Origin of the sequence: Nocardioides marmotae (assembly GCF_013177455.1) — a bacterium.
Taxonomy (GTDB): Bacteria; Actinomycetota; Actinomycetes; order Propionibacteriales; family Nocardioidaceae; genus Nocardioides; species Nocardioides marmotae.
Map to the genome: position 1 here is coordinate 3,541,759 of NZ_CP053660.1, position 14,944 is coordinate 3,556,702.

Sequence of the window (14,944 nt, forward strand, 5' to 3'; positions counted from 1 at the left end):
CCGCGCTTCCCCGGCCCGGCGCTCAGCCGGCCAGGTGGCCCCAGGCCTCCGCCAGCTCCGACCACGGCCCGGACGCGGCGACCCGCCCGTCGACGAGGACCACCACCCGGTCGGCGCGCGCGAGCGCGGCCCGCTTGGAGGTCGCTCCGACGACCGTGGTGCCGCGGGCCCGCAGGGCGTCCCAGAGCTCCAGCTCCGTGGCGGCGTCCAGGGCGCTGGACACGTCGTCGGCGAGGAGGAGCTCGGCGTCGGTCGCCAGCGCCCGGGCCAGCGCGAGGCGCTGCACCTGCCCGCCGGAGAGCCGTACGCCGCGGTGCCCGACGAGGGCGCGCGGCCCACCGGCGTCCTCGAGGTCGCGCCCGAGCCGGGCGTCCGCGACGGCCGCGTCCAGCCCGCGCTCGACGGTGTGGTCGAGCACGACGTTGTCGGCGAAGGTGCCCGAGAGCACCCGCGGGACCTGCGCGACGTGCGCGACCTGGCCGGGCCGGAGGAACACCTCGGGGTCCTCGACGTCCCGGCCGTTCCACCGGATCGCGCCGGTGTGGTCGACCAGGCCGGCCAGCGCCGCGAGCAGGCTGGACTTGCCCGAGCCGACCTGGCCCAGCAGCAGCACCAGGTCGCCGGCGTCGACGTCGAGGTCGACCCCGGTCACGCCGCGGGTGCCGTCGTCGTGGATCGCGTCCACCCCGCGCAGCTCGAGCCGCCGGAGCGGGACCCGCGGGGTCGGCGCCGGCCCGGGCGCCACCCCGCTCACCAGGTCGACCCCGGGCGGCAGCGTCATCAGGTCGGTGCCGCCGGCGAGCCGGCTGGTGGCCCGCTGCCAGGAGCGGGTGCCCGGCGCCTCGGTGATGACCGACCCCGCGACCCGGCCGAACCAGTCGAAGCCGTTGACCGCCGAGGAGACCAGCAGCGCGGTGGCGAGGTCCCAGTGGCCGGCCACGAGGACGGCCCACGCGGCGACCACGCCGCACTGGACGACGACCACCGGGACGCCGTCGAGCGCGGCCTGCACGCGGTGCTCGTGGACCGCGGCGTCCACCCGGCCGGAGTCGACGCGGGCGAGGTGGCGCCGGACCGCCGGGGTCGCCGCGGCGAGCTTGACGGTCCGCACGCAGTCGAGCACCGAGACCAGCGAGCGGCCGAAGCCGGCGCGGGCCCGCGACGCGGCCGCCGCCGAGCGGCCGGCGAGGGGGCGGCCGAAGGACGAGGCGAGCGCCGAGGCGACCATCACCGCGAGCAGCACCCCGCCGGCGAGCAGGCTGCCGCCGGCCACGCTGGTGGCCACCACGATGACCAGTCCGGTCGAGAAGTCCACCCAGCGGTCGGCGTACCGGGCGTAGCGGTCGGCGTCCATCGTCCGCGCGACCACCTCGCCCGGCGGCGTCCGCGAGAGCCGCCGCTGCTGGGTCTGGCCGATGAGGACCGCCATCCGGGTGCGCAGCAGGACCGCGACCCACCACTGCGGGTAGCGGCTGAACGCCGCGGCCAGCGCGAGCGGCGCGAGCAGGAGGCTCACGACGACGACCGCCGTGAGCGCGGTCGGCGTGCGGCCCTCGGTCAGGTCTGCCACCAGGCGGCCCCAGGCCCACCCGGTCAGCACGCCGAACGCACCGGTCAGCGAGCCGACGAGGAAGAGCAGGACGCCGGCCAGGCCCCAGCGGGGGTGCAGCACGAGCGCGTGGAGGATGCCGCGGCTCAGCGAGGGCCCGTCGCCGACCTCGGGGCGCTCCGGGGGCGCGCCGGTGCGGCGGGTGCCGCCGACCGCGGTCGGCGCGGGGCCGGGCTCCGGGGCCGGAGCGGCGGCGGGGTCGGGGTCGGGGTCGGGGTCGGGGGCAGTGCGGGCGAGGGCGGGGGCGGCCTCGTGGTCCCCGTCGCCGGAGCGCAGCAGGTCGCGGAACCGGCCGGGAGCGGTCGCCAGGTCCGCGTGCCGGCCCTGCTGCACGACGTGCCCCTGGTCGAGCACCGCCACCAGCCCGGCGCGCTCGACGGTGCCGAGCCGGTGGGCGACGAGCAGGCCGGTACGCCGCGCGAGCAGCCGGTCGGCAGCGCGGACGACCAGCTCCTCGGTGACCGGGTCCATCCGGGCGGTGGCCTCGTCGAGCACGACGACGCGCACGTCGCGGACGAGCAGCCGCGCGAACGCGACCAGCTGCTCCTCCCCCGCGGACAGTGTCGTGCCGCCGGGACCCAGCGGGGTGTCCACGCCCTGCGGGAGGCCGGCGACCCAGCTCTCGAGCCCGAGCTCGGCGAGCGCGGCCTCGACCCGACCGGCCGGGACGTCGCCGAAGAGGGCGATGTTCTCGGCGAGGGTGCCGGCGAGGATCTCGGTGCGCTGGGTGACCACCCCGACGGTGGCCCGCAGCTGCTGCAGGTCGAGGTCGAGCACGTCGACGCCGCCGAGCAGCACGGTCCCCGGCTCGGGCTCGACCGCGCGGGAGACGAGGGCGGCCAGCGTCGACTTCCCCGAGCCGGTGCGGCCGACGAGGGCGCAGGTCTCCCCCGCGGGCACGAGCAGGTCGACCCCCTCCAACGCGAACCGGCCCTCCTCGTAGGCGAAGTGCAGGTCGCGGAAGCGCAGGTCCAGCGGCCCCTCGGGGACCGGCCGCCCGCCCGCGGGCTCCGGGGGCGACTCGAGCATCTGCCGCAGCCGGATCAGCGCACCGAGGCCGGCCTGCAGCTCGGGCAGGTGCTGGGCGAGGTTGTTGATCTGCCCGACGAAGGTCGAGGTGACCAGGAACAGCGTCACCAACCGCGCCACCGACATCGAGTCCGAGGATGTCAGGGCGACCCCGGAGACCACGACCGCGGCCAGCAGCCCGTGCAGCAGCAGCCCGGCCCGGCGCGCGAGGCGCATCTCCACCACGAGCACCGACCCCAGGCGACGGTGGATCTCGGCGGAGAGCTCCGCGACGCGTCGTACGACGTGGGCCTGGCCGAGGCTCGTGCGTAGGTCGTCGCGGCCGGCGACACCCTCCTCGAGCGCGGCGGCGTGGTCGGTCCAGGCCATCTCCTCCAGCACCTTGCGGCGGGAGATCTCCGGCAGCAGCGGGCGCACGACCAGGATGGTCACCGCGCTCACCGCGGGGAGGAGCAGCCACGCCGGCCACCAGGTGAGCCCGGCGATGACCCACATCGGCACGGTGGCGAACAGCGTCCGCAGGGTGTCCCACACCTGGCGGCGGACCAGGGTGCCGACCTCGTAGGTGTCGTCGTCGACCCGGTCGAGCACCTCGCCGACGGCCTGGTCGTCGAGGCGGGCGAGGGGCTGGGCGAGGGCGGCGTCGAGGAGGTCGGCACGCAGCCGACCCTCGGCGCGGTCGACGACCCCCGACCACACCACCCGGGCCGCGGAGTCGAGCACGGCGGCGCCCACCACGCACAGCGCGAGCAGCAGCACCAGCCGGTTGCTGGGCTCGGCGGCGAGCCGGCCGGCCACGACGGTGCCGAGGGCCTGCCCGAGCGCGGCGATGAACAGCGCGACGAGGGCCGCGGCGGCCACGCGCGAGCGCAGCCGGCGCCAATCGACGACGCGGGACTCCGGCAGCTGCGGCGACCCGCCGGCGCCGGGCTGGGTGGGGGGTGTGCCGCGCTCGGCTGCGGTCGGGGTCGTGACGGTCATCGGCCCCGACGCTACGGGGCGCCGCCGACACACCTCACCTGCTTTTCGGCTCCGGGAGGGCCCGGGCCCCGCGGGGACACGCGGACGGGCCGAGGCGGGGTGGCGCACCTCACGCGGGCCGACCGGCACCGGCCCAGACCGGCACCGGCCCAGACCGGCACCGGCCCGGACCGGCACGGGACCAGCGGGGCCCGGGCACTCCGGCCCTGGGAGCCGGGCCGGCTGCACTCCTACCGTCGAGGACCTAGTGCCTCACCTCGGGAGGGCGAGCCCATGAGCGTGTCCCCCAGGGACGACGAGCCGACCGGCCGCCGCTCGGCCGGGCCCCCCACTGAGACCGCCGGGACCGCCGGGACCGCCGGGACCGCCGGGACCGCCGGGACCACCGAGCAGGCCCAGGCCGACGGGACCGCGCAGCAGGGAAAGCCCGGCGGCAGCCCCCTGCTGCTTGTCCTCATGGCGATCGCGGTGGTGCCCTCGGTCGTCCTGGCCGACAGCTTCGACGCCGGGCCCGCGGCGATCATCGGCGGCATGGTCGGCCTGTTCTCGCTGGTCGCCCTGATGGGCGGGACCCTCCGCGCCGACCTGCGCTCGGCGGCGCTGGTCGTGCCGCTGCTGCTCCTCGGCGCGATCGTCCCGCGACTGCTCGGCGAGGTCTCGCGTCCGGCCGCGATCGTGCTCGTCGCCCTGATCGTCTTCGTCGGCGCCCTGCTCCCCCTCCGCGGTCCGACGTTCGCCAACACCGGGCTCGGCCTGGGGATGACGACGCTCTACTCCTACGCCTACGCGACCCGGGGCGCGACCGACCACCAGCAGGTGATCACGGCGGCGCTCGCCGGCGTCGTGGTGGCGCTCCTGCTGCGGGTGCTCGTCGGCATCTCCGACCCCGCCAAGCCGGCGCGCGACCAGGTCGCCGACGTCCTCGTCGCGGACGACCCGTCGGCGGCCACCGCGACCGCCTTCGACACCTGGCTCGGCGAGGGCCGGCCGCGCTGGCTGGGCGTCGCGCTCGAGGGGGCCTCGCGCTTCCGCCTGGCGGCGCGGGCCGCCGAGCTGACCGCAGATCCCTCGACCGAGCCCGAGACGGCCCTCCGCGACCGGGCCCGGGCCGCTGCCGAGCTGGTGCGGGCCAAGAAGGCCCCGGCGCCCGACGCCCCCACCGCCACGAACACCGCGAACACCGCGACCGTCGACGACCCGGGCGACCCGTCGCTCGCGCGGGCCGCCGCGGCCCTGGACGCCGTGGAGCAGGCAGCGCGGGAGCGGGACACCACACCGGTCTCCCTGGACCGCCGGCTCCGCGACGACCTGCGCGACTCGCTCCTGCACCCCTCGGCCCGGCTGCGGTCGGTGCAGGTGCGGCACGCGTTCCGCACCGGGCTGGGCATGCTGGTGATGCTGTCCGTCACCGCCGACCTCGGGCCGCACGACCCCCTGGTCGCCTCGGCGCTGATGACCACCTTCGGGATCCTCCAGGCCAGCTGGCGCGAGACGCTCAGCAAGGCGAAGGCGAAGATCCTCGGCGTGCTCGTCGGCTCGGCCGCCGTCGCGGTGATCCTGCTGACGGTTCCCGAGGAGTACCTGGTCGCGGTCGCCGGCCTCTCGCTGGCCCTCGGCCTCTGGTACATCACGACCCGCCCGGCCGTCGGCGCGGCCTTCATGGTCATGGTCAGCGTCGGCCTCAACGCGGTGACCCGCGACCTCGACGCCGCCGACCTGCTCGTCCAGTACGTCCTGCTGGTCCTGTGCGGGCTGGTCGTCGGGGTGGTCATCGGCTTCGCCGTCGTGCCGGCCTTCCGGCCCCCGCCGCTGCGGCAGCGCATCGAGGAGGCGACCGAGGCGACCACCCGCGTGCTGCAGGCCACCGCGGGTGTCACGCACCCCCACGGGGCCCACGCCCTCGGGTCCTCCGCGGGCGTCCCGCTCCTCGCGCTGCACCGCGACGCCGCGCAGAAGCAGGACGAGCTCGTGCCCGACCACGACGACCTCGACGACCGGCAGCTGGCGGAGCTCGACCGGCTCCGGACCGGCCTGCACGACCTGGTCACCATGGTCGCCACGGCGACCTGGGACGGCGCCTCCCTGACCCGGGCAGCCGAGCTGCTCCGACCCGAGGACGCGGCGGCCACGGCGCCAGGGGGCATCGAGGCGGAGGCGGACGGGAACGCCGCCTCCTCGACCCTGCACGACCTCGCCGAGCAGTCCGGGCAGGCCGAGCGGTACCTCCTGCGGACGCTGCCCGCCGGCGCCTGAGACGCCCTCTGAGGCGGCCGGCGCCGGGAACGCCGACGGGGTGGTCCCGGGGCACGGATGCCCCGGGACCACCCCGGTGTCAGCGACTCAGCTCAGCGGCCGAGTGGATCAGCGGCTCAGAGGCCCGCGATCGCGTCGTTGAACGTCTGCGAGGGGCGCATCACGGCCGACGCCTTGGCGTCGTCGGGCCGGTAGTACCCGCCGATGTCGACCGAGGAGCCCTGGACGCCGTTGAGCTCGGCGACGATGGTCTCCTCCTCGGCGGCCAGCTTCTCCGCGAGCGGCTTGAAGGCCGCGGCGAGGTCGGCGTCCTCGGTCTGGTTCGCCAGCTCCTGGGCCCAGTAGAGCGCCAGGTAGAAGTGCGAGCCGCGGTTGTCGATGCCGCCGACGCGACGGGTCGGGGACTTGTCCTCGTTGAGGAGGGTCCCGGTCGCCCGGTCGAGGGCGTCGGCGAGGACCTTCGCGCCCGGCGTGCCGGCCTGCTCGGCGTACAGCTCGAGGGAGGGCACCAGGGCGAAGAACTCACCGAGGCTGTCCCAGCGCAGGTAGTTCTCCTTGACCAGCTGCTGCACGTGCTTGGGCGCGGAGCCGCCGGCGCCGGTCTCGAAGAGGCCACCGCCGTTCATCAGCGGGACGACCGAGAGCATCTTGGCCGACGTGCCGAGCTCGAGGATCGGGAACAGGTCGGTGTTGTAGTCGCGCAGCACGTTGCCGGTCACCGAGATGGTGTCCTCGCCGCGGCGGATCCGCTCCAGGGAGTACGCCGTCGCCTCGGCCGGCGCCATGATCTCGATGGTCAGGCCGTCGGTGTCGTGGTCGGCCAGGTACTCCTTGACCTTCGCGATGAGCTGCGCGTCGTGGGCGCGGGTCTCGTCGAGCCAGAACACCGCGGGGGTGCCGCTCGCGCGGGCGCGGGTCACGGCGAGCTTGACCCAGTCGCGGATCGGCTCGTCCTTGGTCTGGCAGGCCCGCCAGATGTCGCCCGGCTGGACGTCGTGCTCCATCAGGACGTCGCCACCCGAGGTCACGATGCGGACCGTGCCGGCCGCGGGGATCTCGAAGGTCTTGTCGTGGGAGCCGTACTCCTCGGCCGCCTTGGCCATCAGCCCGACGTTCGGGACCGAGCCCATGGTGGCGGGGTCGAAGGCGCCGTTGGCGCGGCAGTCGTCGATGACGGTCTGGTAGACGCCGGCGTAGGAGGAGTCCGGGATCACCGCGAGGGTGTCGGCCTCCTCGCCGTCGGGGCCCCACATGTGGCCGGAGGTGCGGATCATCGCCGGCATCGAGGCGTCGATGATGACGTCGCTGGGGACGTGCAGGTTGGTGATGCCCTTGTCGGAGTCGACCATCGCGAGCGCCGGGCCCTCGGCCAGGCCCTGCTGGACGGCGGCCTTGATGGCGTCGCCGTCGGGAAGGGACTCCACGGCGTTCAGCAGCGCGCCGAGGCCGTCGTTCGGGGAGATGCCCGCGGCCTTGAGCTGCTCGCCGTACTGCTCGAAGAGCGTGGGGAAGAACGCCTGCACGACGTGGCCGAAGATGATCGGGTCGCTGACCTTCATCATCGTGGCCTTGAGGTGGGCGGAGAACAGCACGCCCTCGGCCTTGGCCCGCGCGACCTGCTCGGTGAGGAAGCGGCGCAGCGCGGCGACGTCCATGTAGGTGCCGTCGACGACCTCGCCGGCGAGCACCGTGATGCCGTCCTTGAGGACGGTGGTGGAGCCGTCGGCGGCGACCAGCTCGATGCGCAGGGTGTCGTCGGACTCGAGGACGACCGACTTCTCGTTGGAGCGGAAGTCGTGCTCGCCCATCGTCGCGACGTTGGTCTTGGAGTCGCTGCTCCATGCGCCCATGCGGTGCGGGTGGGCCTTGGCGTAGTTCTTCACCGAGGCCGGCGCGCGGCGGTCGGAGTTGCCCTCGCGCAGGACCGGGTTGACCGCGGAGCCCTTGACCTTGTCGTACTTGGCCCGGGCCTCCTTCTCGGCGTCGGTCTGCGGGTTCTCCGGGTAGTCCGGGATGTCGTGGCCCTGCTCCTGCAGCTCCTTGACCGCGGCCTTGAGCTGCGGGATGGAGGCGGAGATGTTGGGCAGCTTGATGATGTTGGCCTCGGGCGTCGTCGCCAGCTCGCCGAGCTCGGCGAGCGCGTCGTCGACCAGGCCGAACTGGGCCAGGATGCGGCCCGCCAGGGAGATGTCGCGGGTCTCGACGTCCACGCCGGCCTTCGCGGCGTACGCCTGGACGATCGGCAGCAACGAGTACGTCGCCAGCAGCGGCGCCTCGTCCGTGTGCGTGTAGATGATCTTGGCCATGGAACAACAGCTCCTGTAGCTGGGTGGGTCGGATCGCGGGACGATCAGGTTTCTTGACGTCAAGATACCTGACCTGTCGTCCGGCTCCCACCCTCGCACCCGGGCGGGCGGCGTGCCACGCCCGCCGGGGGTTTGGCCCCCCGTCCCCGCGGGGAGCACCCAGGGCATGAGCACTCCGAGCCCCACGCTGCCCTCGACCGGGCAGCGGATCGCCGCCGAGGCCATCGGCACCTTCCTCCTCGTCCTGGTCGCCGCCGGCACCCTGGTCCGCACCGACGACGCGTTGACCGCCGCGCTGGCCTACGGCCTCGCCTACGCCGTGGCGATCGCCGCCTTCGGCCGGGTCTCGGCCCACCTCAACCCCGCCGCCACGGTCGGCTCGGCCGTCGCCGGGCGTACGCCGTGGCGCGACGCCGGCCTCCTCGTCGGGACCCAGGTCGTCGCGGGCGTGCTCGCCGCCCTGGCGCTCTTCGGGCTGCTGCACGGCTACGAGGCCTTCGACGCCGAGGGGTCGATGGGCCAGAACGGCTTCGGCGACCTGCGCGACGGGTACGCCGCCTGGGCCGCGTTCCTGCTCGAGATGATCCTGACCGCGCTGCTCGTGCTCGTGGTGCTCGCCGTCCTCGACGACCGGCACGAGGACCGCCGGGTCGCCCCGCTGTGGTCCGGCCTCGCCCTGGCGGCGCTCGCCGCGGTGGCCGTGCCGTTCACCGGCGCCTCGCTCAACCCGGCCCGCTCGATCGGCCCGGCGCTGTTCGCCGGCGGCGACGCGATCCTCCAGCTGTGGGTCTTCCTCCTCGCCCCGCTGCTGGGCGGCCTGCTCGCCGGGCTCGCCTACCCCTTCGTGCTCGGCCGCTCCGCCGCCCCGGTCCCCGGGTCCGGCCTGCGCCTGCCGGCCCGCAAGCCCGCCGCCGCGACCTCCGGCCAGGCGGCCGCTCAGGACTGGGGCGGCCAGGAGGAGCGGCCGATCATCCAGGACGGCTGGCAGTGGGACCCGGTCGCGCAGGAGTGGAAGCCCGCCGAGCAGCGCTGGCTCACCCCGCAGGCCGACCCCACCCAGCAGCAGCCCTGGCCCGGCACCTCCGGGACCACCGGCACCACCGACGGCGACGACTCCGACGGCACCCAGATCCGCTGACCGCGGCGGGCGTCAGTCCCGCTTGTCGACCGTGCGCCGCTCGACCTGGCCGGGCTCGAGCGGCGAGGTGACCTCCAGGACGACGGTGTCGTCGTCCATCTCGGCGACGGCGACGACGTCCTCGACCTCGCCGGGGACGTACGCCGCCCGCCAGGAGTCGCCGTACCGCGGCTCGGCGGGCATCGCCAGCCCGGCCTCGGCGCCGTCGACCCCGGCCTGCCACTCCCCCGCGGTGCCGAACCACCAGACGTTGCCGCGGCGGTCCTGGGCGAAGTAGTCGCCGTCGACGACCGTCACCCCGACGCCGTCGACCTCCGCGGTGCCGTCCTCGTCCGCGACCGGGAACCACGGGTTGGACAGGCCCGTCACGAAGTCGTCGGGGTCCGGCGAGGGGGTCGGGACGACCAGCTCGTCGATGCCGGTCGGCGGGCTCGTCGGCGAGGCGGTGCCGCAGCCGGAGAGGAGGGCGGCGGGGGCCAGCAGCGCGGCCGCGAGCCACCCCGTCGTACGCATGGCGACCAGGGTAGGCGGCGGCTGCAGGCCCCCGGACCGGCCCCCACGGTGAGCGCAGCGTGGCGTACCTCACCCTCGCTGCTAGCGTCGGCAGCGCCAGCCGTCCTCGACAAGGAGTGCCCGTGACCTCTTCGCCCCTCAAGGTGGCCGTGACCGGTGCCGCCGGCCAGATCGGCTACAGCCTGCTCTTCCGCCTCGCGAGCGGTGCGCTCGCGGCCGACCGCCCCATCGAGCTCCGCCTCCTCGAGATCACGCCCGCGCTGAAGGCGCTCGAGGGCGTGGTCATGGAGCTCGACGACTGCGCGTTCCCCGGCCTGGCCGGCGTCGAGATCGGCGACGACGCCGAGAAGGTCTTCGACGGCGTGAACCTCGCGCTGCTCGTCGGCGCCCGGCCGCGCGGCCCGGGCATGGAGCGCGGCGACCTGCTCGAGGCCAACGGGGCGATCTTCACGACCCAGGGCAAGGCGCTGAACAAGGTCGCCGCCGACGACGTCCGCATCGGCGTCACCGGCAACCCGGCGAACACCAACGCGCTGATCGCGATGAGCAACGCCCCCGACATCCCGCAGGACCGGTTCTCCGCGCTGACCCGCCTCGACCACAACCGGGCGATCTCCCAGCTCGCGGCGAAGACCGGCGCCCCGGTCGCCGACATCACCAAGATGACGATCTGGGGCAACCACTCCGCGACGCAGTACCCCGACCTCTTCCACGCCGAGGTCGGTGGCCGCAACGCCGCCGAGGTCGTCGGCGACCAGGCCTGGATCGAGAACGACTTCATCCCGACCGTCGCCAAGCGCGGCGCCGCGATCATCGACGCCCGCGGCTCCTCCTCCGCCGCCTCCGCCGCGTCGGCCACCATCGACGCCGCCCGCGACTGGCTCTTCGGCTCCGCCGAGGGCGACTGGGTCTCGATGGCCGTGCGCTCCGACGGCTCCTACGGCGTCCCCGAGGGCCTCGTCTCCTCGTTCCCGGTGACCACCAAGGGCGGCGACTGGTCGATCGTCCAGGGCCTGGAGATCGACGACTTCTCCCGCGGCCGGATCGACGCCTCGACCGCCGAGCTCGCCGAGGAGCGCGATGCCGTGAAGGGGCTCGGCCTCATCTGAGCCCCGCCCGGGCTCACCCGCACCGCACCGGAGCCGCCGTCGCTCGTCCACCCGGACGAGGGCGGCGGCTCTTTCTCGCCCGCCGAGTCCGCACTTCCCGCGCGCCGAGTCCGCACTTCCGGCGTACCGAGTCCGCACTTCCGGCGTACCGAGTCCGCACTTTTCGCGCGCCGAGTCCTCACTTCCGGCGCGCCGAGTCCGCACTTCCGGCGCCAGGAGTGCCGACTCGCCCCGCCACAGGTGCCGACTCGACCTGCCAGGAGTGCCGACTCGACCTGCCAGAAGTGCCGACTCGGCCGGGTGGGGGGCTCAGACGGGCTGGTCGGGGATGGTCGCGGAGAGGAAGACCAGCGCCGACCCGATGACGACCAGGACGAGGACGTCGACGAGCCGGTGGCGTACGGCGAGCATGCCGGCGTCGCGGCGCCGCAGCACCAGCCGCAGCGCCGCCGCGGCGAGGATCGCGCCCGCGACGATGCGGATGCCCAGCCGCCACTCCCCCACCGTCACCACGCCGATGCCGACGGTGGTGACCGCGAGGACGAGCAGGTAGCACGCACCGCCGATCGTCGAGGGGTAGCGACGCTCCTCGAGCTGCTCGATCTCCTCGGCGAGCACCGCGGCGACCTCGTCCTCGGACGGCGCCGGGCCGACCGAGGCGTCCGGCTCCTCGAGGATCCCGTCCTCCGGCGGCTCGGGCTCCTCGCCCGGAGCAGGGGTCGCGCGGTCGCTCACGCCGGTCAGGCCGTGACCTTCGCAGCGGCCTTCGCAGCAGCCAGGGAGCGCTCGGCCATGGTGACGACGTTCATCAGCAGCATCGCGCGGGTCATCGGGCCCACGCCGCCGGGGTTGGGCGAGACCCAGCCGGCGGTCTCCCACACGTCGGCGGCGACGTCGCCGGCGATCTTCCCGTCGACCCGGGAGACGCCGACGTCGAGCACGGCCGCGCCGGGCTTGACCATGTCGGCGGTGATGATGCCCGGTACGCCGGCGGCGGCGATGACCACGTCGGCGTTGCGGGTGTGGGCGGCGAGGTCGCGGGTGCCGGTGTGGCACAGCGTGGCGGTGGCGTTCTCCGAGCGGCGGGTCAGCAACAGGCCCATCGGGCGCCCGACGGTCAGGCCGCGGCCGACGACGACCACCTCGGCGCCGCGCAGCTCGATGCCGTGGCGACGCAGCAGCTCGATGCAGCCCAGCGGGGTGCAGGGCAGGGAGCCCTCCTCGCCGAGCACGAGCCGGCCGAGGTTGACCGGGTGCAGCCCGTCGACGTCCTTGTCGGGGTCGACCCGCGAGAGCAGCGCGAACTCGTCGAGCCCCGTCGGCTGCTGCACCAGGAAGCCGGTGCAGGCCGGGTCGGCGTTCAGCTCGTCGATCGCGGCCTCCACCTCGGCCTGGGTCGAGGTGGCCGGGAGGTCGACGCGGATCGACTCGATGCCGATCTCGGCGCAGTCCTTGTGCTTGGCGCCGACGTACCAGTGCGAGCCCGGGTCGTCGCCGACCAGCACCGTGCCCAGGCCGGGCACGACGCCCTGCTCGCGCAGCGCCGCCACCCGCTCGGTGAGCTCGGCCTTGATCGCCTTGAGGGTGGCGCTGCCGTCCAGCTTCTGTGCGGTCATCTCGGTGATCCTCTCAGGGCCGGGTGCTCAGTGCGCGAAGTGCCGGGTGCCGGTGAAGTACATCGTCACGCCGGCCGCCTTCGCGGCCTCGATGGTCAGCTCGTCGCGGACCGAGCCACCCGGCTGGACGATGGCGGTGACGCCGGCGTCGATGAGGATCTGCGGGCCGTCCTCGAAGGGGAAGAACGCATCGGAGGCGGCCACCGAGCCGACCGAGCGCTCCCCCGCCCGCGAGACCGCGAGCCGGCAGGAGTCGACGCGGTTGACCTGGCCCATGCCGACGCCGACCGAGGCGCCGTCCTTGGCGAGCAGGATCGCGTTGGACTTCGCCGACCGGCAGGCGCGCCAGGCGAAGGCGAGGTCGGCGAGCACCTCGGGCGAGGCGGCCTCACCGGTCGCGAGGGTCCAGCTGGCCGGGTCGTCGCCCGCGGCGTCGACGTGGTCGACGTGCTGCATCAGCAGCCCGCCGCTGATCGGCCGGGTCTCGACCTGCGCGCCGGCGTCGACGGGGCAGACCAGGATCCGGATGTTCTTCTTGCCCTGGAGCACCTCGACGGCGCCCTCGTCGTACGCCGGGGCGACGATCACCTCGGTGAACACCTCGGCCACCTGGCGCGCCATCTCCACCGAGACCGGCCGGTTGACGGCGATGACCCCGCCGAAGGCCGAGGTCGGGTCGCAGGCGTGCGCCTTGCGGTGCGCCTCGGCGACGTCGGCGCCGACGGCGATCCCGCACGGGTTGGCGTGCTTGATGATCGCCACGGCCGGCTCGTCGAAGTCGTTGGCCGCGCGGCGGGCGGCGTCGGTGTCGACGTAGTTGTTGTACGACATCTCCTTGCCGTGCAGCTGCTCGGCGGCGGCGAGCCCGCCGGCGCCCGCGGTGGCGTAGAGGGCCGCCGGCTGGTGCGGGTTCTCGCCGTAGCGCAGCACGGCCTTGCGCTCCCACGTCGCGCCGGCCCAGGCGGGGAAGCCGGTGCCGTCGGAGGTGTCGACCAGGACGTCGCCCATCCAGGAGGCCACCGCGACGTCGTACGCCGCGGTGTGGGCGAACGCCTCGGCCGCGAGCGCCCGGCGCTGGGCGAGGGTGGTGCCGCCCTGCGCGAGGGCGGCCAGCACGTCGGCGTACCGCGCGGGGCTGGTGACCACGGCGACCGAGGGATGGTTCTTGGCCGCGGCGCGGACCATCGAGGGCCCGCCGATGTCGATCTGCTCGACGCACTCATCGGGGCTCGCGCCGGACGCGACGGTCTCGGCGAAGGGGTAGAGGTTGCACACGACCAGGTCGAACGGCTCGACCTCGAGGTCGGCCAGCTGCTGCACGTGGGCGTCGAGGCGGCGGTCGGCGAGGATGCCGGCGTGCACGCGGGGGTGCAGGGTCTTCACGCGGCCGTCGAGGCACTCGGGGAAGCCGGTGAGCTCCTCGACGCGGGTCACGGGGAGGCCGAGCGCCTCGATCCGCGCGGCCGAGCCGCCGGTGGAGACGAGCGTGACGCCCGCGTCGTGCAGGCCGCGGACGAGGTCGTCGAGGCCCGTCTTGTCGTAGACGGAGACGAGGGCCCGCTTGACCGGGACCTGGTCGAGGGCCTGGTCGTGGGCGCGGGGCTGGGTCACGGACACGTGTCACTCCTGCTCGGATCGGCGAGGAGGAGCACCCAGGCGGTCGATGCTCCCGACGTCACTCCCTGGTGGTCACCCACCTGCGCCAGTCGTGTGGGCCCCAGCATAGGGGCGTTCAGGCGCCGAGGCGCACGCGGCGGCCGTCGACGGCGTACCCCTCGCGCGCCATCCGCCCGACGGTCTCGACGAGCATCGCGCGCTCGGCGGTCTTGATCCGCTCGTGGAGCGAGTCGACGTCGTCGTCGTCCTCGACCGGCACGGCGGTCTGCGCCACGATCGCGCCGGTGTCGACGCCGGCGTCGACCACGAAGAGGGTGGCGCCGGTGACCTTGACGCCGTACGCCAGCGCGTCGGCCGGCCCGTGCATCCCGGGGAACGACGGCGACAGCGCCGGGTGGGTGTTGACCGTGCGGCCACCGAAGCGGGCGAGGAAGTCGGCACCGACCAGCTTCATGAAGCCGGCCAGCACCACGAGGTCCGGCTCGTGCGCGGCGACCTGCTCGGCGAGCGCGCGGTCCCAGTCCTCGCGGGTGGGGTGGTCCTTGACGCGCGCGACGAACGTCGGCACGCCGGCCCGCTCCGCGCGGGCCAGCCCCTCGATCCCGTCGCGGTCCGCGCCGACGGCGACCACCGTGGCGCCGTACGCCGGGTCGGCGCACGCGTCGAGCAGCGCCTGGAGGTTCGTGCCGGACCCGGACACCAGGACGACGAGGCGGGCGGGTCGGTCGGGGCGAGCGGCTCGGGCGGCGGGCACGCGCCGGAGCCTAGACCGT

The 14,944-nt window shown here is 74.8% G+C and carries 10 protein-coding genes and 1 riboswitch; of the genes, 3 read left to right on the plus strand and 7 right to left on the minus strand.

Annotated elements, in window-relative coordinates:
* Positions 1 to 22 precede the first annotated feature (22 nt).
* Entirely contained in the window at positions 23 to 3,619 is a 3,597-nt protein-coding gene (locus HPC71_RS16835; RefSeq protein WP_154614675.1) for an ATP-binding cassette domain-containing protein, read from the minus strand.
* A 273-nt stretch (positions 3,620 to 3,892) separates the two neighbouring features.
* Here HPC71_RS16835 and HPC71_RS16840 point away from each other — a divergent pair, with 273 nt between their 5' ends.
* Positions 3,893 to 5,872, plus strand: coding sequence for an FUSC family protein (locus HPC71_RS16840; protein ID WP_154614674.1), 1,980 nt, complete (start codon positions 3,893 to 3,895; stop codon positions 5,870 to 5,872).
* A gap of 116 nt (positions 5,873 to 5,988) precedes the next feature.
* Here the strand turns inward: HPC71_RS16840 and HPC71_RS16845 are convergent, their stop codons facing one another.
* Entirely contained in the window at positions 5,989 to 8,178 is a 2,190-nt protein-coding gene (locus HPC71_RS16845; RefSeq protein WP_154614665.1) for an NADP-dependent isocitrate dehydrogenase, read from the minus strand.
* 166 nt (positions 8,179 to 8,344) lie between these two features.
* Between HPC71_RS16845 and HPC71_RS16850 the strand changes: the two genes are divergently transcribed.
* Positions 8,345 to 9,316: an MIP/aquaporin family protein gene (locus tag HPC71_RS16850; protein ID WP_154614664.1), complete on the plus strand. Its 972-nt coding sequence runs from the start codon at positions 8,345 to 8,347 to the stop codon at positions 9,314 to 9,316.
* 12 nt (positions 9,317 to 9,328) lie between these two features.
* Here HPC71_RS16850 and HPC71_RS16855 read toward each other — a convergent pair whose 3' ends face one another.
* Complete coding sequence (locus HPC71_RS16855; protein ID WP_154614663.1) at positions 9,329 to 9,829, minus strand: hypothetical protein; 501 nt, start codon at positions 9,827 to 9,829, stop codon at positions 9,329 to 9,331.
* Between the two features lie 122 nt (positions 9,830 to 9,951).
* Here HPC71_RS16855 and HPC71_RS16860 point away from each other — a divergent pair, with 122 nt between their 5' ends.
* Entirely contained in the window at positions 9,952 to 10,938 is a 987-nt protein-coding gene (locus HPC71_RS16860; RefSeq protein ID WP_171896954.1) for a malate dehydrogenase, read from the plus strand.
* Positions 10,939 to 11,247: 309 nt separating this feature from the next.
* On the opposite strand, the gene HPC71_RS16865 is transcribed toward HPC71_RS16860, so the two are convergent.
* The 4 genes from HPC71_RS16865 to purN all read right to left on the minus strand — a co-directional run bounded on the left by HPC71_RS16865 (position 11,248) and on the right by purN (position 14,925).
* On the minus strand, positions 11,248 to 11,673 hold the full coding sequence (locus HPC71_RS16865; RefSeq protein ID WP_171896955.1) for a DUF3017 domain-containing protein: 426 nt from the start codon (positions 11,671 to 11,673) through the stop codon (positions 11,248 to 11,250).
* A gap of 5 nt (positions 11,674 to 11,678) precedes the next feature.
* Positions 11,679 to 12,554, minus strand: coding sequence for a bifunctional methylenetetrahydrofolate dehydrogenase/methenyltetrahydrofolate cyclohydrolase (locus HPC71_RS16870; protein ID WP_154614661.1), 876 nt, complete (start codon positions 12,552 to 12,554; stop codon positions 11,679 to 11,681).
* A gap of 27 nt (positions 12,555 to 12,581) precedes the next feature.
* The gene (purH, locus tag HPC71_RS16875; RefSeq protein WP_412033866.1) at positions 12,582 to 14,171 is read right to left on the minus strand and encodes a bifunctional phosphoribosylaminoimidazolecarboxamide formyltransferase/IMP cyclohydrolase; all 1,590 of its coding nucleotides are present in this window, start codon (positions 14,169 to 14,171) and stop codon (positions 12,582 to 12,584) included.
* Positions 14,172 to 14,197: 26 nt separating this feature from the next.
* A riboswitch (ZMP/ZTP riboswitch) is annotated at positions 14,198 to 14,274 on the minus strand.
* Positions 14,275 to 14,286: 12 nt separating this feature from the next.
* Positions 14,287 to 14,925, minus strand: a complete 639-nt coding sequence (gene purN / locus HPC71_RS16880; RefSeq protein ID WP_171896956.1) for a phosphoribosylglycinamide formyltransferase — start codon at positions 14,923 to 14,925, stop codon at positions 14,287 to 14,289.
* Between the last annotated feature and the right edge of the window lie 19 nt (positions 14,926 to 14,944).

Excerpts from the sequence above, each read along its gene's own strand:
- HPC71_RS16835 (WP_154614675.1), bottom strand. The coding sequence starts at position 3,619 with ATGACCGTCACGACCCCGACCGCAGCCGAGCGCGGCACACCCCCCACC.
- HPC71_RS16840 (WP_154614674.1), top strand. The coding sequence starts at position 3,893 with ATGAGCGTGTCCCCCAGGGACGACGAGCCGACCGGCCGCCGCTCGGCC.
- HPC71_RS16845 (WP_154614665.1), bottom strand. The coding sequence starts at position 8,178 with ATGGCCAAGATCATCTACACGCACACGGACGAGGCGCCGCTGCTGGCG.
- HPC71_RS16850 (WP_154614664.1), top strand. The coding sequence starts at position 8,345 with ATGAGCACTCCGAGCCCCACGCTGCCCTCGACCGGGCAGCGGATCGCC.
- HPC71_RS16855 (WP_154614663.1), bottom strand. The coding sequence starts at position 9,829 with ATGCGTACGACGGGGTGGCTCGCGGCCGCGCTGCTGGCCCCCGCCGCC.
- HPC71_RS16870 (WP_154614661.1), bottom strand. The coding sequence starts at position 12,554 with ATGACCGCACAGAAGCTGGACGGCAGCGCCACCCTCAAGGCGATCAAG.